This is a genomic window from Nonlabens sp. (genome assembly GCF_965657255.1).
Classification (GTDB): Bacteria; Bacteroidota; Bacteroidia; order Flavobacteriales; family Flavobacteriaceae; genus Nonlabens.
The window spans coordinates 1-26,580 of the sequence record NZ_CBFHNM010000012.1; the positions used below are offsets into that span (position 1 = coordinate 1).

The following is a 26,580-nucleotide window of genomic DNA, read 5'->3' on the forward strand; positions in this document are numbered from 1 at the left end:
TAGAATATATGCCAAAAACGTATTTATAATTGTTTCTATATTTATGGAGCAATTATGAATTTTAGAAAGTTGGTGTTGTAGTGCTCTATTCTTATCTTGTTTAACGACCCTCTGTTCAACGTTTTGTATCTTGTTGATATTTAATTTATTAAAATTATCTTAATCATATCACATGAAAAAAGCCTCATACAAAATGAACAAGGCCTTTTATTTTACAGTAAAAATTTATTAGTATTTACATCTTATAAAGAGGGAAGCCATGAGTCAATGAAAACACTTCTTTATTCATTTCTTCTACATTCAAATTCTCTTTATTTACAATACATCTATCTATGATGTCTACGATCTTGATCATTTCACTCTCTTTGAAACCTCTAGTAGTGATTGCTGGTGTACCTATTCTTATACCACTTGTAACAAATGGGGATTCGGTATCAAATGGGACCATATTTTTGTTCACCGTTATATGTATTTTACCTAGTAACTCTTCTGCTTCTTTACCTGTGATATTTTTGTTCCTTAAATCAATAAGCATCATATGATTATCTGTCCCTCCAGAAATAAGGTTATAATCTCTTTTTACAAATTCTTCAGCCATTATTTGTGCATTATTTTTGACTTGAATCATGTAGTGCAAAAAGTTTTCTGATAGAGCCTCCTTAAATGCTATGGCTTTGGCTGCTATTATGTGTTCTAAAGGACCTCCTTGATTACCAGGGAAAACACCACTATTTAAAAGTGTTGACATTTTTTTTAACTTTCCATTCTTCAATTTTTGACCAAACGGATTTTCAAAATCTTTACCCATTATGATTAATCCACCACGAGGACCTCGTAGCGTTTTGTGAGTGGTAGTGGTACATATATGTGCATGTGGCACAGCATCTGCCAAAACTCCTTTAGCAATTAGACCGGAGGGATGTGCAATATCTGCCATTAATATAGCGTTGACCTTATCTGCTATCTCTCTAAATCTTTTGTAATTAATTTCACGACTGTAGGCAGACGCTCCTGCTATAATCATTTTAGGCTTTTCTTTTGTAGCTATTGCTTCGATTGTATCATAGTTCAATCGTCCAGTTTCTTTGTCAACTCCATAAAAGCAGTTTTTATATAACTTTCCAGAGAAATTTACAGGTGATCCGTGCGTTAAATGACCACCATGTGACAAATCAAATCCTAGGATCTTATCACCTGGATTCAAGCAAGCATGATAAACAGCAGTATTTGCTTGGCTACCAGAGTGTGGTTGCACATTTACATATTCCGCATTAAATAGTTCCTTTGCTCTTTCAATAGCTATGTTTTCAATCTCATCAACAACTTCACAACCTCCGTAGTATCTTTTACCTGGATACCCTTCAGCATATTTGTTGGTAAGAATTGAGCCAGCAGCTGCCAGAACGTCATCGCTTACATAGTTTTCACTTGCAATAAGTTCTATACCCTTCGTTTGACGTATTCTTTCTTTTTCAATAAGGTCAAATATTTCTTGATCTATATTAGCCATTTGTTTAGATTTAGATCACAAAAATAAGTTACAGATGCATTCATACCATACTATTATGATATATTTGAATATACTTTTTAACAAGAAATCAATACAAGATGCCTAACAAAACAAATGACCCTAAAAGAAATTCATGGATAGGATACAATAGAGATACTCATTTCCCTATTCAAAATATTCCATTTGGTGTTTTTCTAACAAGAGATAACGTTATTACAATCGGTACAAGAATCGGTGATTATGCTATAGATTTAGGTGCGCTTCAAGAAATGGGGTATTTTAGTTCTGTACCATTAACTGATGACATGTTCATGCAGGATACTCTAAACGATTTCATATCAGACGGAAAAAAAACCTGGAAATTAGTTAGAAATAGAATCGGAGATATATTTGATAAAGATAATCCAGAACTACGAGACAATAAAGAACATCGCGATAGGATCATTTTTGCTATGGATGAAGTAGAAATGCAACTGCCAGTTCTTATCGGAGATTATACAGATTTCTATAGCAGTAAAGAACATGCAACAAACGTAGGGACGATGTTTAGAGATCCAGATAATGCACTTCTTCCTAACTGGTTACATATGCCAGTGGCTTATCATGGTAGATCCAGTTCAATAATTCCTTCCAATATTCCTATTCATAGACCGCAAGGACAGACTTTTCCTGCGGGAGCAGAAAAACCTTCTTTTGGACCTTCAAAATTAGTCGACTTTGAGTTGGAAATGGCTTTCATTACAACAGACGCAAATAAATTAGGTCAACCTATTCCAGTAAATGATGCAGAAAAATACATTTTTGGTATGGTAATGCTTAACGACTGGAGTGCAAGAGATATACAAAAGTGGGAATATGTGCCGCTAGGCCCTTTTCTTGCAAAAAACTTTGCAAGTTCTATTTCTCCATGGATTGTAACTTTAGATGCTCTAGAACCGTTTAGAACTCAAAGCCCTAAAAGAGAAAAGCCAGTATTAGAATATTTAAATTCTAAACCAGACAGTAGCTTTGATATCAATCTTGAAGTAGATATTACACCACAACAAGGAAGACCTACAACTGTTTGTAAGTCAAATTTTAAGTATTTATATTGGAATATTTCGCAGCAATTAGCTCACCATACTGTGAATGGTTGCTCTGTGAACAGCGGTGACTTAATGGGTAGCGGTACGATTTCAGGTCCCACACCAGACTCCTACGGTTCTATGCTAGAATTAAGTTGGAGAGGTGAGAAGCCTGTAAAACTTAATGACGGGACAGAACGTAAATTTATAGAAGACTTTGATACGGTAACAATGAGGGGTTATTGTCATAAAGGAGACTTGAGAATCGGATTTGGTGAAGTTTCCAATAAGCTCTTACCGTTTTATCAACCTAAGAATAAATAAATGAAACAATTCTCTATAGTTCTATTATTTTTATTGTTCTTAACCTCTTCCTGTAGTAGCCTTAAGAAAACAGAATCGGCTATTAATCAAGGAGACTTTGATCAGGCTATTAATATTGCTATAGAGAATTTAATAGATGGTAAAGATTCTAAAAGAAACCAAGAATACATTCCATTATTAGAAGATGCTTATAAAAAAGCAATGGAACAAGATCAAATGCTCTTACAGAAATGGAAATTAGATCCTAACCCTGCAGTATTAGAACCTATCTATGAGACCTATGTAAGGATGGATGCTAGGCAAAACAAAATTAGACCTCTTCTACCTCTTACAATTAGAAATGAAAATAGAAAAGCACGCTTTAATTTTAATGATTACAATTCTAGGATTATACAATCAAGAACCACTCTAAGTGATTACTTACTTGTCAACTCGGTAAATGCGCTATCTACTTCTAACAAAATTGAATCTAGAAAAATTTACAATGATCTTAATTATTTAGAAGAAATCAATCCTAATTTTAAAAACACTAGATCATTAATTCAAGAGGCGGTAGAAAAAGGAACAAATTATATATATGTTAATTTGCAAAATCAGTCTCAAACTATATTACCTGCAAGACTAGAAGAAGAACTTCTTAATTTTTCAACCTACGGCATTAATGACCAGTGGACTCAATATCATAATAATAAATTGAGCACGTTAGACTATGATTACGACTTGAGTATTATAATAGACAGGATTGTTATTTCTCCAGAACAGGTTGCTCAAAAAGAATTAATTCGTGAAAAACAGATTAAAGATGGTTTTATATATGAATACGATACTAACGGGAATGTAAAAAAAGACAGTCTAGGAAATGATATAAAGCAGGATAAATTCATTACTATAACAGCAAACGTGATTCAAAACACGCAATTAAAGGAATCTAATGTAGGGGCCACTGTTCAATTAAAAGATAATAGGAGTTCACAGACCGTCGACCGTTTTCCGGTTAACAGTAGCTTTGTGTTTTCTTACATTTATGGTTCGGTTTATGGAGATAGAAGGGCTTTAGATGCTACTTACTTAGAAACCTTAAATCCACAAGCGATTGTTTTTCCTACTAATGAACAAATGATCTATGATACAGGAGAAGATCTTAAGTTGAAAATAAAACAAATTCTCAATAACTTGAGATACAAGTAGGTGGTACGTTACGCTTTCGCGAAAGCGGTATAATTAGAGTCTTATTTCATATTTAAAATCTTAGGAAATACTTCACAATTCAACTCCTATCTTTGAGCAGATATAAAATCAATGAGTTTCAATCTTAAGCCTTATCAATCCATTAGACATTTTTCAAATTTAATGTCAGATTATTTAGATGAGAAAGAGCACCTTAAAACATTGTATCATCGATTTCCGAGGTTAGAAAACTTCAAAGATCAAGTAGAAGAGAAGCAATTAGAATGGTCTGCAAGTCAGTATAAACGCGATGTGCTAGCAGATGTTATTGAGCATCAATATCGTAATGTAGATGATAAAACAGAAAGTCTAAAGAACATTAAAATACTTAAAGATTCAAATACTTTTACAGTAACGACTGGACACCAACTCAATCTTTTTACTGGACCACTGTATTTTTTATATAAGATAATATCAACCATTAACTTGTGTAAACAGTTACAAAATAACTATCCAGATTTTAACTTTGTTCCTGTTTACTGGATGGCGACTGAGGATCACGATTTTGAAGAGATTCAATACTTCAATTATGAAGATAAGAAAGTTGTTTACAATAGAAAAGCATCTGGTGGTGTTGGAAGATTATCTACTCAAGGATTAGATAAAGTTTTAGAGGTTTTTAAAAGTTTTTTAGGTAAACATGACAATGCATTAGAAGTCATGAGTCTTTTTAAGAAGGGCTATTTAGAAAATAAGAACCTCGCAGATGCTACGAGAGCAATCGCCCATGAATTATTTAAAGTCCATGGGTTAGTCATTATAGACGCAGATGATCATCGCTTAAAGTCACTGGCTGTTCCTTATTTTAAAGAAGAGTTAGTTTCAAAAGATAGTTTTACTGCGGTAAGTAAAACCCTTGAGAACTGGCCAGATCACTATAAGGTGCAAGTAAACCCTCGAGAAATCAATCTATTTTATCTTACTGACGATTATCGCAAGCGCATTATTGAAAAAAATGGTACTTACTTTATTGATGAAATCGATCAATCATTTACTCAAAAAGAAATATTACAAGAATTAGAAAATCATCCAGAGCGATTTTCTCCTAATGTAATTATGCGACCACTTTATCAAGAAGTGATATTACCTAATTTATGTTATATAGGTGGTGGTGGTGAGATGGCTTACTGGTTAGAATTAAAGGATTATTTTGATTCTCAAAAAGTAACTTTTCCTATTTTGTTGCTGCGCAACTCTGCTTTATTAGCCACTACAAAACAATTAAATAAGGTTGGTAACCTAGAATTAGAGATTTGGGATTTATTTAAAAAAGACCATGAGCTTACAACACAATTGACTCATAAAATAAGTGAGATAGAAATTGACTTTTCCAGTCAAAAGGAACATCTTACAAAGCAATTTCAAGAATTACATGAACTAGCAATGCAAACAGATCTTTCTTTTGAAAATGCGGTCCATGCTCAAGAACGCAAACAAATCAAAGGATTGGAACACCTTGAAAAGAGATTGTTAAAAGCACAAAAGCGCAAGCATGACGATTTTCTGGAAAGAGCTTTATTGCTTCAAAAAGAGCTTTTTCCTAAAGGTAGTCTACAAGAAAGGCAGGCAAACTTTTCTTATTTCTATCAAGAACATGGTTCCACCTTTATTGAAAAAATTATGGACAGTCTAGACCCTTTAGATTTAAGATTCACAATTATTGAATTATAAGAGAATTTCTTTTTAATTCAAATTTTATATTGAAAACACGTTAACAAAAGTGTTTTTTATCCACCTTCGTTAGATTTTAAAAAAGTAAATTTGCTCATGCAACACGATAAGATATTAATACTAGATTTTGGATCCCAATACACGCAATTAATAGCGCGTAGAGTAAGAGAGTTAAACATTTACTCTGAAATCCATCCATTCAATAAAGTACCATCTAACCTAGATTCTTTCAAAGCGATTATTCTTTCTGGGAGTCCAATGTCTGTGAGATCTGAAGAAGCTTTTCATATAGATTTAAAAGAAATACGTGGTAAAAAACCATTATTGGGTGTATGCTATGGTGCTCAATATTTGGCACATTTTCACGGTGGTGAAGTAGGTGCTTCAAGTACAAGAGAATATGGTAGGGCTAATCTTTCATTTATTGAAGAAGATCCTTTTCTAGAAGGTATAGAAATAGGTAGTCAGGTATGGATGAGTCATAGTGATACTATAAAAAAATTGCCAGATAACAGTACTTTATTAGCTAGTACTAACGATGTGCAAAACGCAGCCTATAAAATAAAAGGAGAACTAACCTATGCTATCCAGTTTCATCCAGAGGTGTATCATTCTACAGATGGTAAAAAACTATTAGAAAACTTTCTAATAAAAATTGCAAATGTAACAGCAGACTGGACTCCTGACAGTTTTGTAGAAGAAACAGTAGAAAAGCTTCAAAAGCAGATAGGCGATGATCGTGTTGTTTTAGGGCTTTCTGGTGGTGTAGATTCTTCTGTTGCAGCAATGTTATTACACAAAGCCATCGGTAAAAATCTGTATTGCATTTTTGTAAATAACGGTTTGTTGCGTAAAAATGAATTTACCCAAGTATTGAAACAATATGAAGGTATGGGATTGAATGTTAAAGGTGTCGATGCTTCGGCACGATTTATGGAAGCTCTTGCTGGTGAGAGTGATCCAGAATTAAAACGTAAGGCAATAGGTCGTGTGTTTATTGAAGTTTTTGATGACGAGGCTCATGAGGTTAAAAACGTGAGTTGGCTTGCTCAAGGAACTATTTATCCTGATGTTATAGAAAGTGTAAGCGCAACTGGTGGCCCTAGCGCAACCATTAAATCACATCACAATGTAGGTGGATTGCCTGATTTCATGAAACTTAAAATAGTAGAGCCTTTAAGACTATTATTTAAGGATGAAGTGAGAAGAGTAGGGAAGTCTATGGGAATGGCTGCAGAGCTTTTGGGTAGACATCCTTTTCCAGGTCCAGGTCTAGCAATTAGAATTTTGGGCGATATTACTCCTGAAAAAGTAGCGATCCTACAAGAAGTAGATGCTGTTTTTATCAATAATCTCAAAAAATGGGACTTATATGATAAGGTGTGGCAAGCAGGAGCAATCCTGTTACCAGTAAATAGTGTAGGAGTTATGGGTGATGAACGCACTTACGAAAAATGTGTAGCTTTAAGAGCTGTAGAAAGTACAGATGGTATGACGGCAGATTGGGTAAATTTACCTTATGAATTTTTACAGGCGACTAGTAATGAAATAATAAATAAGGTAAAAGGCGTTAATAGAGTAGTTTATGACATCAGTTCAAAACCGCCAGCAACCATTGAATGGGAATAAAAGAATATGAAAAATATATTATTTATAGTTTGTATTTGTCTCGCTTTCGCGAAAGCGGAAGCTAAATACATGCAAAACTACAGACAGCATATTGTAGAACAAGGTGAGACTGTTTATACACTCACCCAAAAATACAATGTCACTTCTGAACAATTACTTGAACTCAATCCAGATTTAAAATCAGGTTTGAAATTTGGTCAGGTACTTCTCATTCCCGCAGAAAACAAGGTTCTTACGCAGCGCAAAATAACGGAATATAAAAAACACAGAGTCCGTCGTAAAGAAACACTTTACAGTCTTTCTAAAGAGTATGAAGTGACCGAGTTAGACATAAAGGAAGCTAATAAAGAACTGTATTCAAACCCATTAAAAAAAGGTGATCGCATATTGATTCCTGTTTTTGAAGAAGTAGAAATTGAGGTTCCTAATGCAAGCGTTAAAGAAATATTTATAGAGCAAAAAGAACTTTCAGATGGTAAGTACCGTGTAAAACAATCAGAAGGAATGTATGGTATCGCTACAAAATACGGTATCAAGGTCAAAGAACTTCAAAAGCTCAATCCTAGTGTAAAAGAGTTAAAGCCTGGAATGATTCTTAATGTTCCCAAGCTAGGTAAAGAGTTTGCATTAACCGATATTAAAGAGCCTAAAATTGATAACAATAAATTTATAGAACTTACTGTTCCTCAAAAAATGGGAATGTATTCTTTAAAGAAGCTAGCAGGAATTAGTGAAGACTCTTTACTTGCTTTAAATCCTAGATTAAAGGATGGACTTAAAGAAGGAATGAAGATCAACTTCCCTAATCCTGATTATGGTAAAGCGGTTTTGACTTCTAGTAATAAAGTAAAAACAGCTACTACAGCCCGACTGATTGATAGTTTGAAAAATTTTCAAAGACAACGATTAGCGATTATGTTACCTTTTTCTCTTCAAAATATTAACGAGACAACTACAGATCGTGATAATTTAAAAAATGATAAAATCATGCGCATTGCGTTGGATTTTTATAGTGGTGTAAAAATTGCAATTGATAGTGCTAACGTTTTAGGTATTCCTGTGGATTATGATGTTTATGATACTCAAAATAACTTACAGACTACAAAAAACATTCTTGATGCAACCGATTTTACTGATTACAATAGTGTTATAGGGCCATTAATGTCAAAAAATGTAGTTGAAGCTGCAAAAGAATTGAAGCCAGTTGATATTCCTATAGTTTCTCCACTTACTAATACAGATGTAAGGTTGTACCGCAATTTATTTCAAGCTAGACCTGATAATAATTTACTTAAATCTAAATTAAAAGAATATTTAGCAAAGTATGCAACTGGTAAAAATGTGATTATAGTCACAGATAATAAGAATCCAGATTTGAAGAATGAATTCACTTCTATTCTACCATCTGCTACGGTGTTGATTCCTGATACTAAGAAAAATTATATTTATAAAAATGATTACATTAATAAGTTAAAACCAGATGTAGAGAATATAGTTGTGCTTGCAGTGGATAATGTTGGTTTTATAACTGACGCAATAGTTCATTACTCTTCAAAAACAAGTACTCATCAAATTACCATGTTTGGATTAGAGAACTATGAAGAGATGGATATATCAAATACTAAATTAGCACAGTTAAATTATGTGTTTCCTAGAATGTTTAAAGAAAACAATGATAATAACTCCTTTATCAATACGTATTATGGGATACATAATATAACTCCTAACTCATATGCGACTAGAGGCTTTGATGTAGCTTTTGACATAATTTTACGTCAGGCGAGTGCATCAGATTTATATGAAAGCGCAATGAAAAATGGCGCAACAGAAATGACAGAGAACAAGTTTGACTATTCTAAAAAGTTTCTTGCTGGTTTTTATAATGAGGCTGTGTTTATTTTACAATATCAAGAAGATTTGAGCATTAAAGAGTTGGATGTCAATACAATTAATATTAAGGAATAATTAGATGACATCGATTGTAGAATATAAAGGCAACTTAAGATGTGAATCGACTCATTTAAAAAGTAGTAATTCTTTTCTTACAGATGCGCCTACAGATAACAATGGGAAAGGAGAGGCGTTTTCTCCTACAGATACCGTTGCAACGGCTCTTGCTAGTTGCATGTTGACTGTAATGGGTATAAAAGCAGCAGAAATGCAAAACGACATTACTGGAAGCGTAGCACAAATAACTAAAACCATGTCTGCAAGCCCACGTCGTATCTCAAAAATAGAAGTGCAATTAGATATGAAAGGTAATTGCGATAAAAGAGCGCAGCTTATTTTAGAGCGAGTAGGGTTGACATGCCCAGTCCACAACAGTTTACATCCAGATATTGAAAACAATATTGTTTTTAACTGGAACTAAATGAAGTTATTTACTGCTGTGTTTTTCATTTATTTATGCATTGGTAATTCACTTACTAATCTGCATAGCGATCCAGTAGAGCGATTTACTTATCAAGAACATTCAAAATTAAATTGGAGTGATTTCAAAGGAGTACCTCCTAAAAATGCTATTTATTTTGCGAGTGTAAATAGTAGTTTAGGTTATACATTTACTAGTAAAACTGTTGACGGTAAAATTAATGTAGAGATCAAAGTAGAATGTTATTTTTATCCACAATTAAGCTGGAAGAGGAATTTGAATGAAAATAATCCTGATCTCTTAGATCATGAACAATTGCATTGGGATATTTCAGAGTTATACGCTCGTAAATTAAGAGCTGCATTTCAAAAATATGTTCCCCAAAAAGATCCTAAAAAGGAAATAGATTTTATCTTTAGGAAGTTTGAAAAAGATCGTCAACAGGCTCAAAAATCTTATGATCGTGAAACACGACATGGTGTTATTAAAGAAACTCAAAAAAGTTGGGAATCTAAAATAAAAGAAGCGCTTTTTATTACTAGTGAATTTGCTGTAGATCCTTAAATTTTGAAAGTTTCTTGAATTGAGGTGATCACCTGTGGTGTTTCATCAATAACAAAGTCTAATTTTAAATGATACTTTTCGTTTGATTTAAACAGTTGTAACCTTCCTTTTTTTACAGGATATGTTCCAGTTGCTCCACGACAAAAACACATTCTGGTAAAGCTGACTTTGGCATTCTTTAAATTTTCATCTTTTAAATCTAGGTTGGTAGTAGATTTATCAATTTGTATAAAAATGCTTTCAGAATAAGCATCATCTACTAGTCTGCTATTATCATTTCTTTGATACTTAAACAAAAGCACTAGTTTTCCATCTGCTTGATTTATCTGGTGATAAGTATGATTAAATTTATCCTTCATTATTTGAACTTCTTTGTTTTTGAGTACATCAAAACTACATTTCCCATCTATTGGACAACTTATGGAATCAGTTGATTTTCTTGTAACTTCAGTTTTTGTTTTACAAGATGCAGATATGATAAATAACAAAATGAACAAAGACGTTTTATACATGGTAATCTAATTAGAGGTATTCTTAAATTGTAAGATACCGCTTTCGCGAAAGCGTAACAAATAACAGAATACTAAATAGAATTTATAGGATTCTTTAAATTTCAAACTTTATAGTACTAATAGCTGCAACTATAGAATTAATACAAATTTGTGATCTATTTCACTTATTATTGTAAAATAAAATTTTCAGTATGTTACGATATTACAAGTTTTGCGTGATAGCAATATTATTCAGTTTAACTTTTGCGCTACCTGCGAGCGCTCAGAAAAATAAATCTCTATGGAGTGCTACCTCGGTTTCAAAACTTCAAAATGAATTACAGTGGTCTAGAAAAATAGATCCAGTAGTTGCATCCTATTATACAATTGATATAAATTCTTTAAAGCAGCAGCTAGTTAATGCACCACAACGAGGTGTGTCATCAAATATATCTAATACGATTATTGAGTACCCAACATCAAGCGGTGTGATGCTTTTTAGAGTAAAAGAGGCTAGTGTAATGGCAGATCAATTACAAACTAAATATTCAGATTTTAGATCTTATGTAGGTCAAGGTGTGAATGATCCTAGTAGTCAAATACGATTTTCATTAACATCTCAAGGTTTTCATGGAATGATGTTCTCTCCTAAGATGGGAACCCAATTTGTAGATTCTTATACCATGGATAATAAAGCAGTAATAGTTTATAAGAAGAGTGATGTTATAGATGGCGGAGAACGATGGGAATGTCATGTAGACGATAATTTAGGTTTGAGTCAGCGTTTTGTAGGTCCTACCTCGCCTGTCCAAATTATGAATGCTAATGATGGTGTTTTGAGAAACTTTAGACTGGCCATTTCTACTACTGTAGAGTATTCTGACTTTCATTGGAACAGAGCAGGAATTGCAGCAGGTGCTTCAGATGCAGATAAAAGAATGGCAGTTATGGCTGCTATGGTAGTAACTATGACTAGAAATAACTTTATTTACGAGCGTGATTTAAGTATAACCATGACTTTTGTTGCTAATAATGATATTCTAATATCCTTAGGAACAGATAATTTTTCAAATACTAATGCTGGAGCTATTTTAGGTGAGAATCAAGCTGCTATTGATGCAGCGATTGGTTTTACTAACTATGACATAGGACACATATTTTCTACAGGTGGTGGTGGGTTAGCATCTCTTGCTTCTCCATGTACAAATAGAAAAGCACAAGGAGTAACGGGAAGAGGAGCTCCAGTAGGAGATCCATTTGACATTGATTTTGTAGCTCATGAAATTGGGCATCAGATGGGTGCTCCTCATACATTTAATGGAGACGCTTCTAATTGTCAAGGTGGTAATAGGTCCTCAAATAATGCATTTGAGCCAGGTAGTGGTACTACTATTATGGCTTATGCTGGTATTTGTCCTCCTCAAAATGTTCAAAATAATAGTGATGCTTATTTTCATGTAGGAAGTTTGGTAGATATTTTTAATAATGTTTCCAATGGATTGAGTACATGTGCACAGCAAATGATTACAGGTAATACTGCACCTGTTGCAATCGCTGACGGTACATCTTATACTATTCCTAGAAACACGCCATATAAATTATCTGGTGATTCAACAGATCCAGATGGTACTGTTTCTCATACGTATACATGGGAACAGTATGATTTAAGTTCTATTACTGGTCTCCCACAAGAATCAAACGTGACTGGTCCTATGGTTAGATCTTTTGAAGGTTCGTCTTCAAAAGATAGATATATTCCTAGGTTAGAAGATGTTATTGCTTTTGGAGGGAATTCTACTACTTGGGAAAAACTTGCATCAGTTTCTCGTTCACACAATTTTAGACTTACTGTAAGAGATAATGATACACGAGGTGGACAAACTAATTTTGATGAGTTAACCGTAAATGTAAATGCTAACGCGGGACCTTTCAGTGTTACTTCTCAAGGCAATTCTGGAATAGTATGGTTACCTAACTCTTTACAAACTATTACATGGGATGTTGCTGGTACAACTGGTAATGGTATTAATGCTAGTAATGTAAATATTTTACTGTCCACTGATGGTGGTCGTAACTTTGATACAACCTTAGCTTCAAATGTCCCTAACAATGGAAGTTATGTTTTAACGGTTCCAAGTGGCATTGTATCTCCTAATTGCAGATTAATGGTGCAAGGAGCAGGTAATATTTTTTATGCAGTTAACGGTATTAATTTTAACATAAATGCAAATGTTCAAGAGGTTTGTACAACATATACGTCTGGCGCATTAGGTACTGCCATTCCTGATAATGATAACAGTGGTGTTGCGTTTAATTTAAATGTACCAACAACTGAAAATGTTTCAAGGATTAAGTTAGGAGTAGATATTTCTCATACCTACATACAAGATTTAGTTATAGGAGTTGCTGATCCAGCAAGTAATAATTTAGCTCTCGCTTGGAATAGATTGTGTGCAAATCAAAATGACCTTAACGCTACATTTGAAGATGGAGGAAGTTTTGTGTTATGTAGACAACCAACAGTAGGGAATTTTGATCCATCAACATCATTCTCGGTATTTAATGGATTACCAGCAAATGGAAACTGGACATTATTAGTCGCAGACAACGCTGCTGGTGATCTTGGGACACTTAACAGTTGGACGTTAGAAGTATGTGTGGAAATGATAACTCCTTTAAGTAATGAGTCATTTGAACTAGATAATTTATCTATATATCCTAATCCTAATAAAGGCCAGTTCAATATCGTATTTGACAATGCAGCTTCTGAGCAAGTAGGGATTCAAATTTTTGATCTAAGCGGTAGATCTGTTTTTAATCAATCTTATGAAACAGCTTCTTCTTTTAATCAAAATATAAACTTGAATAATGTTTCTTCAGGGATGTATTTAGTGAATATTGTAGATGGTGACCGTACAATAACTAAAAAGATTATCATCGAATAATAATTAGAATAATAAGGAATAGTAGTTAGAATAACATATTGTAATAGTTGATAAACAAAAGCCAGTAAATACTTACTGGCTTTTGTTGTTTACTAGATTTGACTTTTCGATTAGAAAGTAGTCGTTTCTCTTATTCAAAATACCTACTTTTGCAGCTGTTTTTAAAACTCTTAAAACAGAACTATGGCACATGCAAAATACATATTTGTAACCGGCGGAGTTACCTCTTCTTTAGGAAAAGGTATTATCGCAGCGTCATTAGCTAAATTATTACAAGCGAGAGGTTTAAGAGTGACTATTCAAAAACTAGATCCTTATATAAATGTAGATCCAGGTACGCTCAACCCTTATGAACATGGTGAATGTTATGTTACAGAAGATGGAGCAGAAACAGATTTAGATTTGGGCCATTATGAGCGATTCCTAAATGTGAATACTTCTCAAGCAAATAATGTAACTACTGGTAGGATATACCAAAGTGTTATTAATAAAGAAAGAAAAGGCGAGTTTCTAGGTAAAACAGTTCAGGTAATACCTCATATTACTGACGAGATCAAAGAGCGCATTCAGATTTTAGGAAAATCTGGTGATTATGATGTAGTCATCACAGAAATAGGCGGAACAGTAGGAGATATTGAATCTTTACCTTACATAGAAAGTGTACGACAGTTACAATGGGAATTAGGTGAAAAAAACTCACTGGTAATTCATTTAACTCTTATTCCTTACTTAAGCGCTGCCGGAGAATTAAAAACAAAACCCACACAACACAGCGTCAAGACATTGATGGAAAGCGGTGTGCAGGCAGATATTTTGGTATGCCGTACAGAGCACGAACTGTCTGACGAGATACGTACAAAACTGGCTCGTTTTTGTAATGTAAAGCAAGAAGCAGTAATTCAATCTATTGATGTAGAAACCATTTACGACGTTCCTAACAAAATGCTGTTAGAAGGTTTAGATCGCGTGGTTATTAAAAATTTAGAAATAGATACCAAAGATCAACCAGATTTAAGAAGCTGGAATGAATTTGTACAACGGCACAAAAACCCTAAAAGCACCGTAACTATTGGTTTGATAGGCAAGTATGTAGAATTACAAGACTCTTATAAATCTATTCTTGAAGCATTTATTCATGCTGGTGCGGCTAATGAAGTAAAAGTGAAAATAGAATCTATTCATAGTGGTTATCTAGAAGTAGATAACATTAAGAAAAAGCTTTCTCATTTAGATGGTGTTCTAGTAGCACCAGGTTTTGGAGAGCGTGGAATAGAAGGAAAGATAGAAGCTGTGCGTTACGCCAGAGAAAATAAATTACCTTTTTTTGGTATTTGTTTAGGGATGCAAATGGCAGTAATTGAATATTCTCGTAACGTTTTAGGAATTGCAGACTCTAATTCCGTAGAAATGGATGAGAATACAGCAAATCCTGTGATTTCTTTAATGGAAGATCAAAAGAACATCATGAACATGGGTGGAACCATGCGATTAGGAGCTTGGGATTGTGAGTTAGTAGGTGGAAAGATCAAAGATATTTATTCCAGTAAAAAAATAAGTGAGCGCCATAGACATCGTTATGAATATAACAATGAATATAGAGAACAACTTGAAAACGCAGGTTTAAAAACAACAGGTGTCAATCCTAAATCAAACCTAGTAGAAACTGTTGAGGTAGAAAATCATCCTTGGTTTATTGGAGTTCAGTATCATCCAGAATACAAAAGTACCGTTGCAGCGCCACATCCTTTGTTTACATCGTTTGTAAAAGCTGCAGCAGATTTTAAATTAAATAAGAACAAAGTTTAAGATTCTGCTTTCACGAAAGCGAGATCAATAACAAATAATTACCTAGTAAATTAAACGCCCCAGTGGGCATAAGTATGGAAGAGAATAAGACGGACTGGAAAAGTATGCTAGGATTAGCATTAATTTTTGCTATTGTAGCATTTATGCTTTTCAGAAATCAAGACGAAACGAAAGAAGTTGAAGCTGCGGAAACTACAACAGAGAAAACTTCTGAAGTTGCTACAGCACCGGTTATAGTAACAAATGATTCAATAGCAACACCAGTACAAGCGCAAGGTCAAGTGATCGAGTTTAACAATGAATTGATTGATTTTAAAATCAATACTAAAGGTGCATTAATCGACGAGGCTTTATTGAAAAACTATAAAACTTATGATTCTTTACCAGTTTACCTTGTCAAAGGAGGCGACCATAAGTTTGATTTAGAGTTCATGACTAAAGATGGACGTAAACTGCGTACTAGAGACATGGTTTTTACGGCTCAAGAATCGATGAATGGTAAGAATAAAGTTTTAAGTCTTACTGCAAATCCGGCTAATGGCGCATCTATAGAGTTTCGTTATGAGTTGCAGCCTACAGATTACATGATGGATTTTAATATTCGTACGCAAGGTCTTTCACAAATAGCAGATACTTCTGAAGAAGTAGCGTTGAATTGGGAATTACAAGGTTACCGTCGCTCTAAAGGTATGGATAATGAAAGCCGCTACACTGAGGCTAAATTTGAATATGATGGCGGTAGTGACGACTATACAGGTCAAGGAGAGCAAGCAGAGGAAGAAGCAGAAAAGATTACATATATCGCTTATAAGCAGCATTTTTTCTCGTCCATCTTATTAACAGATACGCCTTTCAAAAGTGGATTGATTCAATCGTACAACAATTATTCTGCAAATGATGAGCAAACTGTTTTAACTAAAAAGTTTACTACAAAAGCACAACTAGAATATAATGGTGGCGAGCTGGCGTACAATATGGACTGGTATTTTGGTCCTACAGATTATGAAATTCTAACTAAATACGAACGCAATCTAGATGAGGTTGTAGATTTAGGCTGGGGAATTTTTGGTGTTATTAATGAATGGGCTATTCGTCCTTTATTTACCTTATTGAGTAGTCCAGAAAAAGGAGCTGGTATCCCTTATGGAATTGCGATCATCTTACTAACTGTCTGTGTAAGACTGGTTTTATCTCCTGTATTATATAAGAGTTACTTGACTCAGGCAAAGATGAAAATCCTACGTCCAGAGATCAATAAAATTGCAGAGAAGTACAAAGACAATGCAATGAAAAAGCAGCAGGAAACCATGAAAATCCAAAGTGAGGCTGGCGCCAGCCCGTTGAGTGGTTGTTTGCCCGCCTTACTTCAAATGCCTGTGTTCTTTGCGCTCTTTAAGTTCTTTCCAACTGCTTTTGAGTTGAGGCAGAAAAGTTTCCTTTGGGCAGATGATTTATCAAGTTATGATGAGATTTTTAGCTTACCATTTAAGATTCCATTCTATGGTGATCACGTGAGTTTATTCCCGATTTTAGCGTCTATATCGATCTTTTTCTACATGCAAATGACGACAGGTCAGAATATGCAAGCGACACAGCAACCAGGAATGCCTAACATGAAATTTATCATGTATTTATCTCCATTGTTCATGCTGGTATTCTTCAACAACTATGCAAGTGGATTATCACTGTATTATTTTGTGTCTAACTTAATTACTATAGGTATTATGTTAGTCATTAAACACGTGATTATTGATAAGGATAAAGTTCTTGCTAAAATTGAAAAAGCAAAAGCAAAACCTAAGAAGAAGAAAGGTAAATTTGCTAGCAAAATGGCAGAGATCATGGAGCAAGCACAAGCACAACAAGAAGAACAGAAGAAAAAGAAGAAGTAATGTTCTTTTAAGTTCTAGTTTAAAATCCTCAGTCTTTTGATTGGGGATTTTTTGATATAATATGTTTTGAAAAAGGAAGTAATTTTTAGTTTGTATTCTAGCACTGCATCAACCATTCCTGATTGCCTCGCCGCTATAGCTGTGAGGCCAATCTGTCCAGTGCATTCCTCTCGCAAAAAAGCTCGTCGGATGCAAGATCTAAGGCGAGGAGTTTTAAAAAATCTCCTTTCCTCAGTCCCTGATATTTGTCCAGGCAAATTTCTGGGATGGGAAAGGTGGGCAAAGTGAGCGGTAGCGAGCTTTGGTCAGAAAGGTTGAAAATGTTAGTTCTAGTTCAAAATATCGATTCTGATCTAAACTTCACAACTAAACAGACAATGACAACACAAATAGGCGCATATTAAATTCAAAAAAAAAATAAAAAAAGAAAAACAACTTAGCTACTGTCAACGGACAACTACCTACTTACTTCAACTCCTTCTTCAAAAACCTAGCCGTATGACTCGTCTTATGTGTAGCAACTTGTTCAGGTGTTCCTTTTGCGACTATGTTACCGCCGCCGCGGCCACCTTCAGGACCTACATCGATAAGGTAATCGCATATTTTTATCACGTCCATGTTGTGCTCTATAACGAGTACGGTATTTCCTTTATCGACCAATTTATTCAAAACATCCATAAGAACACGCACGTCTTCAAAATGTAGACCTGTGGTAGGTTCATCTAGAATGTAAAAAGTATTTCCTGTATCACGTTTTGAAAGTTCGCTGGCCAGTTTGATACGTTGTGCCTCGCCTCCAGATAGAGTAGTAGACTGTTGTCCTAAAGTAATGTATCCAAGACCTACATCCTTTATAGTTTTTAGTTTACGGTATATTTTTGGAATGGGTTCAAAAAAGTCTGTAGCTTCATTAATCGTCATATTAAGCACATCACTTATCGACTTTCCTTTATATCGTATTTCTAGTGTTTCTCTATTAAATCGTTTTCCTTGACAGGTTTCACAAGTCACATAAACATCTGGTAGGAAATTCATTTCTATAACTCTTAATCCGCCACCTTTACAGGTTTCACAACGTCCACCGACAACATTAAAACTAAAACGACCTGGCTTATAGCCTCTAATTAAGGCTTCTGGCGTTTTAGCAAATAGTGACCTTACTTCGTCAAAGGTTTTTGTATAAGTTGCAGGGTTAGATCGCGGTGTTCTACCTATGGGACTTTGATTGATATCAATTACTTTGTCACAATGATCCAGTCCTTTAATGCTTTTATATGGCATTGGTACTTTCACACCGTTAAAAAAGTGCGCGTTCATAATAGGGTAAAGTGTCTCGTTAATCAAGGTAGATTTTCCACTACCAGAAACACCGGTTACACCTATCATCTGTCCTAATGGCAAATCAATAGAAACGTCTTTTAAGTTATTTCCTGTACAACCTTTCAATGCTATTTTCTTTCCGTTTCCTTTACGTCGTTTTTTAGGAACCGCTATTTCACGCTTACCATTTAAGTATTGAGCAGTTAAAGTATCGTGTTTTAAAATCTCTTTAGGTGATCCTTCACTTATGATTTCACCACCATATTTTCCAGCTCGTGGTCCTATATCTATTACATGATCTGCACGTTCAATCATATCCTTATCGTGCTCTACAACAATAACAGAATTTCCTGTATCGCGCAAAGAAACCAGCGAATTGATCAATTTTTCATTGTCGCGCTGGTGCAATCCTATACTTGGTTCATCTAATATATATAAAACACCTACTAATTGTGATCCTATTTGTGTGGCTAGTCGTATACGTTGTGCTTCTCCACCAGAAAGTGTTTTGGCGCTTCTGTTTAAGGATAAATAATCCAACCCTACATCTAGCAAAAACTGCAATCGTTCTCTGATTTCTTTTAATAGTTCTGTAGCTATTTGTTGTTGCTTTCGCGAAAGCGTGCTATCCAGACCATCAAACCATTCTACCAGCTGTACGATATCCATATTTGCTAGCTGGGCAATGTTTTTCTCGTTCACACGGAAATACATAGACTCTTTGCGCAATCTAGATCCTTCACATTGAGAACATTCCACTTTATCCATGAATTCCTTAGCCCAACGAGTTAGACTAGTGCTATCGGCATTCTTGAATGTTTGCTCAATAAAATTAGCAAGACCTTCAAAATCAATTTTGTAATTACGTTTTATACCTAGATTCTTACTATCTATTTCTAGACTTTCCTTACCGCCATAAAGAATCATTTCTATAGCTGCTGCAGGAACTTTTTCTAAAGGATCTGTCAGTTTAAAATCAAATTTTTGAGAGATCAATTCTAGTTGCTTGTAAATCCAGTTTTTCTTATTGTCAGGATAGGGCGCAAGTCCACCTTTAGAAATCGACAGACTGCGATCAGGAATGATTTTGTGCTCGTTAACCTGATAAACAGTACCGATTCCATTACATTTAGGACAAGCACCTTTAGGACTATTAAATGAGAAGTTGTTAGGTTCTGGCTCTGGATAAGAGATTCCAGACTCTGGACACATTAATGTACGAGAGAAAAAGCGACCGTCTTTCTCGCCATGAGGAACAATCATTGTGATATCATTTCCATGATACATAGCCGTTCTGATAGATTCGTCCAGGCGTTTGATATCTTCTTCACTATCGCCCACTTGAATGCGATCGATAACCATTTCTATATCATGAACCTTGTATCGATCCAGTTTCATACCTTTCATGATATCGATTATCACGTTGTCACAGCGCACTTTTACAAAACCTTGTTTGGCAATTTGTTCAAAAAGCTCTCGATAATGACCTTTTCTTCCTCTTACAACAGGTGCAAGTATATTAATGCGTTGTCCTTTATATTCTTCAATAATTAGATCACGTATTTGCTCATCGCTATAACTCACCATTTTCTTGCCAGTGTTGTAAGAATAGGCATCACTGGCACGCGCATAAAGTAGTCTTAAGAAATCGTAAATCTCGGTAATTGTTCCCACCGTACTACGCGGACTTTTACTCGTTGTTTTTTGTTCTATAGCAATAACTGGAGAAAGACCATCAATTTTATCCACATCTGGTCGTTCCATACCGCCTAGAAACTGCCTTGCATAAGCGCTGAAGGTTTCAATGTAACGACGTTGTCCTTCGGCATAAATGGTATCAAATGCAAGCGATGATTTTCCTGATCCAGAAAGACCAGTGATCACCACCAGTTTCTCACGTGGAATATTTACATCAATGTCCTTAAGATTATGAACGCGAGCGCCTTTAACTTCAATAATTTCGTCTGAGTATGCCATAGATTTTTTGCAATCCTGCGAAGTTACTTCTAAAGCATTAGAAATAGAATTAAAGGTTACTTAAAAGATGTAAATTTAAAAACAAAAGTAAAATCAAAATCAAAACGAAAATCAAGACTAAAATGAAAATCAAAAACAATTTTGATAACCTCTGATTAAAAATACTTAGAAAAGTATCTGATTTTAAAGAATTCAACCTAACATGCCCAGAGAAATACTTTGCATGTTGGTTTTGATTTCTGTTTTTGAAAGTGCTGACAAGATTTGACATGCAACTATTTGTGCTGGGTGGTCTAAATCTGTTATCGATGATGGTTTTAGAATAGTATTTGATTTAACGGACCTCCATCAAATATGCTAAGAGAAATACTTTACATGTTGGTTGATAAAAATAGTTGATAAAAACTAGTGTACTTTCCTTAATGTAAAGTATATTTGTCATTATGATATAAATACTTTACGTTATGAAAGGTTCGATTTTAAAAAAGTTTTGTGAATATGAGAAAAAAGGTGGTTCTTTTCCTTTATTGCCTTACCAATACAGATGGGTAGGATTAGGAATATGTCTAATCGCTATTGTTGGCTTATTGTTTATAGCCACGCAAGAGATAGAGCCAGCTTCTTTTTACAAAGACCTTTCTATGCATATTGTTTTAATAGGTTTGTTTTTACTAGTTATTTCTCGAGATAAAAATGAAGATGAGCGTACTAAACAATTAAGGTATCGAGCATTTGCATTTTCTTTTGTTCTAGGAACTGTGATGTTGCTCATACTACCTTTTATTGTCATTCTTAAGTACAGTATTATAGGCAAGGCGCTAGAATGGGAATTTCAAGGTTTCTTTTTTATAATGTCTTCTTATTTGTTTTATTTTCTAATGTATTTTGAAATCTTTAAAAGACAGTTATAATGAACAATAAACAGCTAGAAAAAATTAGAAAAGGAGATTACTTACTATTACCACATTATATGAAATGGGTAGGTATTGTCCCTATAGTTTTGGGTGTAATTTTGTTTTTCACTCAACATGAATATGACTTTTTGAGTGAAGAGGTTTTGGTAGGTTGGAGCGCAAATTTGATTTTGCTAGGGTTAATGTTGATAATTTTAAGTAAAGATAGATTTCCAGATGAGCGATTATTGCAGTTAAGACATAAAGCAATGGCTTATGCTTTTATGAATGGTATGTTAGTTGTCGTCCTTGTACCACTTATCAACTTTACATCGTCCAGTTTATTACAATGGAATCTGGTCCCATATTTTACGGACTTTGGTTTGTTATCCGTATTTATTTTTCAAGTAATGTATTTAATTAATTACTGGCGTTTTAAACAAGAGTTATAATGAAAAACACCGTCCACGTGCAGCGTGCTATTCATAAGATGACACAAGCAGATCTTTCTGAAGCAATAGGTGTTTCTAGACAGACGATAAATTCTATAGAGAAGAATAGATATGTACCGTCTACGGTGCTGGCTTTAAAAATAGCGCAGCATTTTAAAGTAAGTGTAGAAGAGCTTTTTGAATTAGAAGAAGAAGATTAGTTTGCAATTAAGGAATCACCTTTAAATCTGTAACGGGTACTTCTAGACCAAAAAATGTACGCTTTCGCGAAAGCGGAAATCCACCAGCAGTCATTTCCCAATCAGACCATTGTGCCTCAATTCCACCTAAAGGAATAATACTTACCCACATTTTAAATCCGGTCGGTTGATAGTTGTCATCTATTTGCCATAAATAAGAATCGCCAGGAGTACTACCACCAGAAGTATAGGTGACTAGAAGTTGCTGTTTTCCATCTTTCTCTATAAGCTGTCTGGTTGTTCCTATGTCCATAATTTTATGGGGTGCAATAACCCAAAAGCTATCGTTATTGAAATTTTGAGCAGCATAGGCAATGGCTTCATCTCTTTCTTCTCCTTTTTCAAGACGTTGCCCGTTTTTAAATGCAATACTAGTTCTGGGATATTGCGTTTGATAAGAAACACGGTAATCATCCCAAAAGACGTCCACCATATTTTGTTGTAATTTCCATTCATAACGATTGACACCTCTAAAAGTCCAATGAATTTCTTTTGCCTCGGTATATTTTTTATGATCGATTGCTTCTAGAATTTTAAAAGCAAGTTCATCTGCAGGTTTGCCAGATGTTCCTTGAGGTATATCTTCATTGTATATAAGTTTGAGCACTAAAAAGGCTCCTAAAAGAATACCTAAAAGGACCAATAAACTTCTTAATAAAAAACGGAATATCTTTTTCAAACTGGCAGAAATTTATCAATTTAGTGCAAAGATAAACGTAGAAGAACACACATAATAAATAATATGAAATTATTAGGAATAGGATCAAGAATCAACCACCCAGAATATGGTTTTGGAGTAGTGACTAACGTTACAGCAAAAATGTATTGGGTTACGTTTCAGAAAGATGGATTAGAAACTATAGAACTAGATTCAGAATTTGAAGTGATAGAAGCTTGTGATGATGATGTCGATACGGTAAGTTTTTATGATGTAGAAAAATCTTTAAGAGAAATCCTAGAAAGATTCAGTGATGTGACACAAGTTGTTGCTCTAGCTGATAAATACAAAAACGGAACCATGATTTTAAGACCTGCAGATTCTAATCTGGCAGATAAGGAAATACCTATCAACACCTTTTGGCATAAAATTGTAATGCTGCGTGATCGATTAAGAGTGATGGAACAAAAAATTAATAGTTCTAAAGATCTAGATGATTCTCTTAAAATAGACCTGCAACAATACATTACTCGCATTTACGGTAGTCTAACGACCTTTAATGTGTTGTTTGCTAGCAAGGATCAGCAGTTTAAAGGAAGTGGGAAGTAGTTTACATTCACAGTAACGGTTTCCAGTCGGCAGTAGGCAGGCTTAGTTCATCGCTGCGTTCTGAAGTGCTAGTAGGCAATTGAGTAAATCCTAGAAATCTGGCTATGCAAATTTTCTGGGATCTCATAAAATCTTTTTAAGTAGTTTGAAGTTGGTTATCGCAACAGTAAAAGCCACTTTTGTTTCCTCGCCTACCAAAGGCAAGCTCGCTGCCCATACCGATATTTATCGGCACAAGTTTTGTTTTCCCTTTTTAAAAGAAAAATGCCAGTATTGAGTTGAAAAAAATCCCCATTGAAAACCTAGTTTTCAATGGGGATTTTTTCTAAACCGATAACGTATAATAGGAATTATTTATTTCCAAATTTCTTTTTATAATCTTCTATAGATTGTTGTACGATTTGCAAGGCTTTATCACGACCTTGAAATTCTTCCACTTCCACTTCTTTGTTTTCTAATTTTTTGTAATCTTCAAAGAAATTGCGCATTTCCTTTTTCCAGTATTCTGGAAGTTCGCTTACGTCATTAAAGTGAGCAACAGACATATCATTTTTTGCAACAGCAATGATTTTGTCATCCATCTCGCCACCATCTAGCATTTGCATCACACCTATTACTTTACATTCTACCAGGCACATAGGGACAATTTCGATTTGAGAAAGTACTAGAATATCCAGAGGATCATCATCATCACAATAGGTTTGCGGTATGAAACCATAGTTAGTTGGGTAATACATAGAAGAATAAATAACACGATCCAGAATTAACATTCCAGATTCTTTATCTAGTTCGTATTTTGCTCTTGTGTTTTTTGGAATCTCTATAATTCCTGTCACCGTTTCTGGTGCATTATCTCCGTAGCTTACATCGTGCCAAGCGTGTTTTGTCATTTTTAATAGTTTTTTAAGCGGCAGCAAAAATAGTGTGTATTCCGCTTTCGCGAAAGCGAAACACTATTAACTTATAGTAAAATCAATGGTTTAGTACCATATAATCACATAATATCACTTTTGAATCTTACTTTTAAGCATAAACCAATGTTAAATCGATTAAGAATAAGAGGTATTATACTTTTCTACTTTATTTTTAAGATATGGCGCAAGAAAGATTAGGTTTTAAGTTTGAATTTTTTAATCCAGAGGAAAAAGATCCTTTTGATAAATTATTTGATGTTTTTAAGGAATTAATTACACATACTTCTGGAGATTTTGATGAAGCAATCCATTGGTTGCGTGAACTGGATAAAGAGTATCAACTAACTACACCAGAATATACGGTAGATGATTTTATAGAAGATCTTAAAGCAAGAGGTTATATAAGAGAAGAGTTTGACCCCAATGATCAAGATAGAGAAGCAGGCGACGGAGAAGAAGGCGATAGGCCTGGTAGATTTTCTATCACAGCAAAGACCGAGCAATTATTGCGTAAACACGCACTGGATCAAATATTCGGTAATATGCGTAAAGGTGCCAGTGGTAATCATAAAACTGGTAAGTTAGGACAAGGCGACGAGCATAGTGGTGATTACCGTCCGTACAGATTTGGTGATGGACTGGATAGTATATCCATGACAGAAAGTTTGCGCAACGCACAGATCAATAATGGAATGGGTAATTTTAATCTTACTGAAGATGATCTAGTAGTAGAAGATTCTCAATTTAAAGCACAGATGAGTACTGTTTTGATGATTGATATATCTCACTCTATGATTTTATATGGTGAAGATAGAATCACACCAGCAAAGAAAGTTGCCATGGCACTAGCAGAGTTGATCACAACTAGATATCCTAAAGACACACTTGATATTATTGTTTTTGGAAACGATTCCTGGCCTATTAAAATTGCCGATTTACCTTACTTAAAAGTAGGACCTTATCATACAAATACAGTCGCAGGTTTACAGCTGGCAATGGACATTTTGAGAAGAAAGCGTAATACTAATAAGCAAATTTTTATGATTACAGATGGGAAACCCAGCTGTTTGCGTTTAAAGGATGGTACCTACTATAAAAACTCTAATGGACTCGACGAGTATATCGTAGATAAATGTTATACGATGGCTGCTCAAGCCAGAAGGTTGCACATTCCTATTACTACTTTTATGATTGCAAATGATCCTTATTTACAACGTTTTGTAGATAACTTTACTGAAGCAAATCAAGGAAAAGCCTTTTTCACAGGACTCCAAGGACTAGGAGAAATGATTTTTACCGATTATGAAGCAAATAGAAAAAAGAGACTTAAGTAACTGTAGCTTTTAAGTTCTCAAACATATGGGTTGAGAATGAGTAAATAAACAAAAGCAATTTTATATATTTGGATTCTATACCAAAAACGAAATAATGAAAACTAATTATCTTTTTATTGTTGCTCTAATTGTAGCAACTTTTACAACAACGGCACAAGACTTTACTTACGGAGTTATAGGTGGAGTAAACTTTTCTAAAATTGATAACCTAGGTGGTAGCGGTTTTGGTGAAAATAGATTAGGCTTTCACTTAGGTGGTGTTGCCCAATGGTCTTTTGCAGAAAACTGGTCGTATGAAGCGAGTTTACTTTATTCTCAAGAAGGAGAAGAGTTTGAAAGTAATGGAGTAAATACAGATGTAAGATTACAGTACTTAAATATACCAGTTCAATTTAAGTATTATGCTTTTGATAATTTTAGTATTCACTTTGGACCACAGATAGGTTTCTTACTTAAAGGAGATGTTTCTTTAGGAGATGCTGACGCTGTAGAAATAGAAGACACTGTTAATACAAGTTTTGCTGGTACTGCAGGTATAGGTTATGATTTAAAAGAGTATAATTTATATTTTAAAGGCACTTTTACTTATGGTTTCTCTGATGTTTTAGATAATGTTTCTGAAGGAGACGATATGAGTCAACTTCCAGGATCAGTTCACCTATCAGTAGGTTATAAATTTTAAAATATAAT

Annotated in this window: 21 protein-coding genes; 16 read left to right on the forward strand and 5 right to left on the reverse strand. The window is 34.4% G+C overall.

Annotated features, from left to right (window positions below; all coding sequences use genetic code 11):
* Positions 1–235: 235 nt before the first annotated feature.
* Positions 236–1,510, reverse strand: a complete 1,275-nt coding sequence (gene glyA / locus ACTF54_RS12100; protein WP_347203175.1) for a serine hydroxymethyltransferase — start codon at positions 1,508–1,510, stop codon at positions 236–238.
* Positions 1,511–1,608: 98 nt separating this feature from the next.
* Between glyA and fahA the strand changes: the two genes are divergently transcribed.
* The 7 genes from fahA to ACTF54_RS12135 all read left to right on the forward strand — a co-directional run bounded on the left by fahA (position 1,609) and on the right by ACTF54_RS12135 (position 10,360).
* Complete coding sequence (gene fahA, locus ACTF54_RS12105; RefSeq protein ID WP_347197303.1) at positions 1,609–2,898, forward strand: fumarylacetoacetase; 1,290 nt, start codon at positions 1,609–1,611, stop codon at positions 2,896–2,898.
* Positions 2,899–4,086, forward strand: a complete 1,188-nt coding sequence (locus ACTF54_RS12110; protein WP_347202143.1) for a hypothetical protein — start codon at positions 2,899–2,901, stop codon at positions 4,084–4,086.
* Positions 4,087–4,197: 111 nt separating this feature from the next.
* Positions 4,198–5,796, forward strand: a complete 1,599-nt coding sequence (gene bshC / locus ACTF54_RS12115; protein WP_347197301.1) for a bacillithiol biosynthesis cysteine-adding enzyme BshC — start codon at positions 4,198–4,200, stop codon at positions 5,794–5,796.
* 96 nt (positions 5,797–5,892) lie between these two features.
* Positions 5,893–7,425: a glutamine-hydrolyzing GMP synthase gene (guaA, locus tag ACTF54_RS12120; protein WP_347197300.1), complete on the forward strand. Its 1,533-nt coding sequence runs from the start codon at positions 5,893–5,895 to the stop codon at positions 7,423–7,425.
* A 6-nt stretch (positions 7,426–7,431) separates the two neighbouring features.
* Entirely contained in the window at positions 7,432–9,390 is a 1,959-nt protein-coding gene (locus ACTF54_RS12125) for a LysM peptidoglycan-binding domain-containing protein (protein ID WP_438969455.1), read from the forward strand.
* Positions 9,391–9,394: 4 nt separating this feature from the next.
* A complete protein-coding gene (locus ACTF54_RS12130; protein ID WP_347197298.1) occupies positions 9,395–9,796 on the forward strand; it encodes an OsmC family protein in 402 nt (133 codons plus the stop codon).
* Complete coding sequence (locus ACTF54_RS12135) at positions 9,797–10,360, forward strand: DUF922 domain-containing protein (RefSeq protein ID WP_347197297.1); 564 nt, start codon at positions 9,797–9,799, stop codon at positions 10,358–10,360. It begins immediately after the preceding gene.
* On the opposite strand, the gene ACTF54_RS12140 is transcribed toward ACTF54_RS12135, so the two are convergent.
* Entirely contained in the window at positions 10,357–10,872 is a 516-nt protein-coding gene (locus ACTF54_RS12140) for a hypothetical protein (RefSeq protein WP_438969456.1), read from the reverse strand. The genes ACTF54_RS12135 and ACTF54_RS12140 overlap by 4 nt on opposite strands.
* Before the next feature lie 215 nt (positions 10,873–11,087).
* Here ACTF54_RS12140 and ACTF54_RS12145 point away from each other — a divergent pair, with 215 nt between their 5' ends.
* From ACTF54_RS12145 to yidC, 3 genes are all read left to right on the forward strand, one after another.
* Positions 11,088–13,796, forward strand: coding sequence for a zinc-dependent metalloprotease family protein (locus tag ACTF54_RS12145; RefSeq protein ID WP_438969457.1), 2,709 nt, complete (start codon positions 11,088–11,090; stop codon positions 13,794–13,796).
* A gap of 183 nt (positions 13,797–13,979) precedes the next feature.
* Positions 13,980–15,602, forward strand: coding sequence for a CTP synthase (locus tag ACTF54_RS12150; RefSeq protein WP_438969458.1), 1,623 nt, complete (start codon positions 13,980–13,982; stop codon positions 15,600–15,602).
* 74 nt (positions 15,603–15,676) lie between these two features.
* Positions 15,677–17,494: a membrane protein insertase YidC gene (gene yidC / locus ACTF54_RS12155; RefSeq protein WP_347197293.1), complete on the forward strand. Its 1,818-nt coding sequence runs from the start codon at positions 15,677–15,679 to the stop codon at positions 17,492–17,494.
* Between the two features lie 465 nt (positions 17,495–17,959).
* On the opposite strand, the gene uvrA is transcribed toward yidC, so the two are convergent.
* Entirely contained in the window at positions 17,960–20,791 is a 2,832-nt protein-coding gene (uvrA, locus tag ACTF54_RS12160; RefSeq protein WP_347202231.1) for an excinuclease ABC subunit UvrA, read from the reverse strand.
* A 464-nt stretch (positions 20,792–21,255) separates the two neighbouring features.
* Between uvrA and ACTF54_RS12165 the strand changes: the two genes are divergently transcribed.
* From ACTF54_RS12165 to ACTF54_RS12175, 3 genes are read left to right on the forward strand one after another with little or no spacing between them, the layout of a single operon-like run.
* Entirely contained in the window at positions 21,256–21,702 is a 447-nt protein-coding gene (locus ACTF54_RS12165; RefSeq protein WP_347197291.1) for a hypothetical protein, read from the forward strand.
* Positions 21,702–22,136, forward strand: a complete 435-nt coding sequence (locus ACTF54_RS12170) for a hypothetical protein (protein ID WP_438969459.1) — start codon at positions 21,702–21,704, stop codon at positions 22,134–22,136. The genes ACTF54_RS12165 and ACTF54_RS12170 overlap by 1 nt, the downstream gene beginning before the upstream one ends.
* Positions 22,136–22,336: a helix-turn-helix transcriptional regulator gene (locus ACTF54_RS12175; RefSeq protein ID WP_347197289.1), complete on the forward strand. Its 201-nt coding sequence runs from the start codon at positions 22,136–22,138 to the stop codon at positions 22,334–22,336. The genes ACTF54_RS12170 and ACTF54_RS12175 overlap by 1 nt, the downstream gene beginning before the upstream one ends.
* A 7-nt stretch (positions 22,337–22,343) precedes the next feature.
* Here ACTF54_RS12175 and ACTF54_RS12180 read toward each other — a convergent pair whose 3' ends face one another.
* Entirely contained in the window at positions 22,344–23,054 is a 711-nt protein-coding gene (locus ACTF54_RS12180; protein WP_347197288.1) for a hypothetical protein, read from the reverse strand.
* Positions 23,055–23,117: 63 nt separating this feature from the next.
* On the opposite strand from ACTF54_RS12180, the gene ACTF54_RS12185 reads away from it, so the two are divergent.
* On the forward strand, positions 23,118–23,642 hold the full coding sequence (locus tag ACTF54_RS12185; protein WP_347197287.1) for a hypothetical protein: 525 nt from the start codon (positions 23,118–23,120) through the stop codon (positions 23,640–23,642).
* A gap of 350 nt (positions 23,643–23,992) precedes the next feature.
* Here the strand turns inward: ACTF54_RS12185 and ACTF54_RS12190 are convergent, their stop codons facing one another.
* Entirely contained in the window at positions 23,993–24,532 is a 540-nt protein-coding gene (locus ACTF54_RS12190; protein ID WP_347197286.1) for an inorganic diphosphatase, read from the reverse strand.
* Positions 24,533–24,735: 203 nt separating this feature from the next.
* On the opposite strand from ACTF54_RS12190, the gene ACTF54_RS12195 reads away from it, so the two are divergent.
* On the forward strand, positions 24,736–25,890 hold the full coding sequence (locus ACTF54_RS12195) for a vWA domain-containing protein (RefSeq protein ID WP_347197285.1): 1,155 nt from the start codon (positions 24,736–24,738) through the stop codon (positions 25,888–25,890).
* 94 nt (positions 25,891–25,984) lie between these two features.
* The gene (locus ACTF54_RS12200) at positions 25,985–26,572 is read left to right on the forward strand and encodes a porin family protein (RefSeq protein ID WP_438969460.1); all 588 of its coding nucleotides are present in this window, start codon (positions 25,985–25,987) and stop codon (positions 26,570–26,572) included.
* The last annotated feature ends 8 nt before the right edge of the window (positions 26,573–26,580 follow it).

Bases quoted from the DNA above. Each gene is read 5' to 3' on its own strand.
- ACTF54_RS12130 (WP_347197298.1), top strand. From the start codon at position 9,395: ATGACATCGATTGTAGAATATAAAGGCAACTTAAGATGTGAATCGACT.
- ACTF54_RS12125 (WP_438969455.1), top strand. From the start codon at position 7,432: ATGAAAAATATATTATTTATAGTTTGTATTTGTCTCGCTTTCGCGAAA.
- ACTF54_RS12135 (WP_347197297.1), top strand. From the start codon at position 9,797: ATGAAGTTATTTACTGCTGTGTTTTTCATTTATTTATGCATTGGTAAT.
- uvrA (WP_347202231.1), bottom strand. From the start codon at position 20,791: ATGGCATACTCAGACGAAATTATTGAAGTTAAAGGCGCTCGCGTTCAT.
- ACTF54_RS12150 (WP_438969458.1), top strand. From the start codon at position 13,980: ATGGCACATGCAAAATACATATTTGTAACCGGCGGAGTTACCTCTTCT.
- ACTF54_RS12110 (WP_347202143.1), top strand. From the start codon at position 2,899: ATGAAACAATTCTCTATAGTTCTATTATTTTTATTGTTCTTAACCTCT.
- ACTF54_RS12170 (WP_438969459.1), top strand. From the start codon at position 21,702: ATGAACAATAAACAGCTAGAAAAAATTAGAAAAGGAGATTACTTACTA.
- ACTF54_RS12190 (WP_347197286.1), bottom strand. From the start codon at position 24,532: ATGACAAAACACGCTTGGCACGATGTAAGCTACGGAGATAATGCACCA.
- glyA (WP_347203175.1), bottom strand. From the start codon at position 1,510: ATGGCTAATATAGATCAAGAAATATTTGACCTTATTGAAAAAGAAAGA.
- yidC (WP_347197293.1), top strand. From the start codon at position 15,677: ATGGAAGAGAATAAGACGGACTGGAAAAGTATGCTAGGATTAGCATTA.
- guaA (WP_347197300.1), top strand. From the start codon at position 5,893: ATGCAACACGATAAGATATTAATACTAGATTTTGGATCCCAATACACG.
- bshC (WP_347197301.1), top strand. From the start codon at position 4,198: ATGAGTTTCAATCTTAAGCCTTATCAATCCATTAGACATTTTTCAAAT.
- ACTF54_RS12175 (WP_347197289.1), top strand. From the start codon at position 22,136: ATGAAAAACACCGTCCACGTGCAGCGTGCTATTCATAAGATGACACAA.
- ACTF54_RS12140 (WP_438969456.1), bottom strand. From the start codon at position 10,872: ATGTATAAAACGTCTTTGTTCATTTTGTTATTTATCATATCTGCATCT.
- fahA (WP_347197303.1), top strand. From the start codon at position 1,609: ATGCCTAACAAAACAAATGACCCTAAAAGAAATTCATGGATAGGATAC.
- ACTF54_RS12200 (WP_438969460.1), top strand. From the start codon at position 25,985: ATGAAAACTAATTATCTTTTTATTGTTGCTCTAATTGTAGCAACTTTT.
- ACTF54_RS12195 (WP_347197285.1), top strand. From the start codon at position 24,736: ATGGCGCAAGAAAGATTAGGTTTTAAGTTTGAATTTTTTAATCCAGAG.
- ACTF54_RS12185 (WP_347197287.1), top strand. From the start codon at position 23,118: ATGAAATTATTAGGAATAGGATCAAGAATCAACCACCCAGAATATGGT.
- ACTF54_RS12165 (WP_347197291.1), top strand. From the start codon at position 21,256: ATGAAAGGTTCGATTTTAAAAAAGTTTTGTGAATATGAGAAAAAAGGT.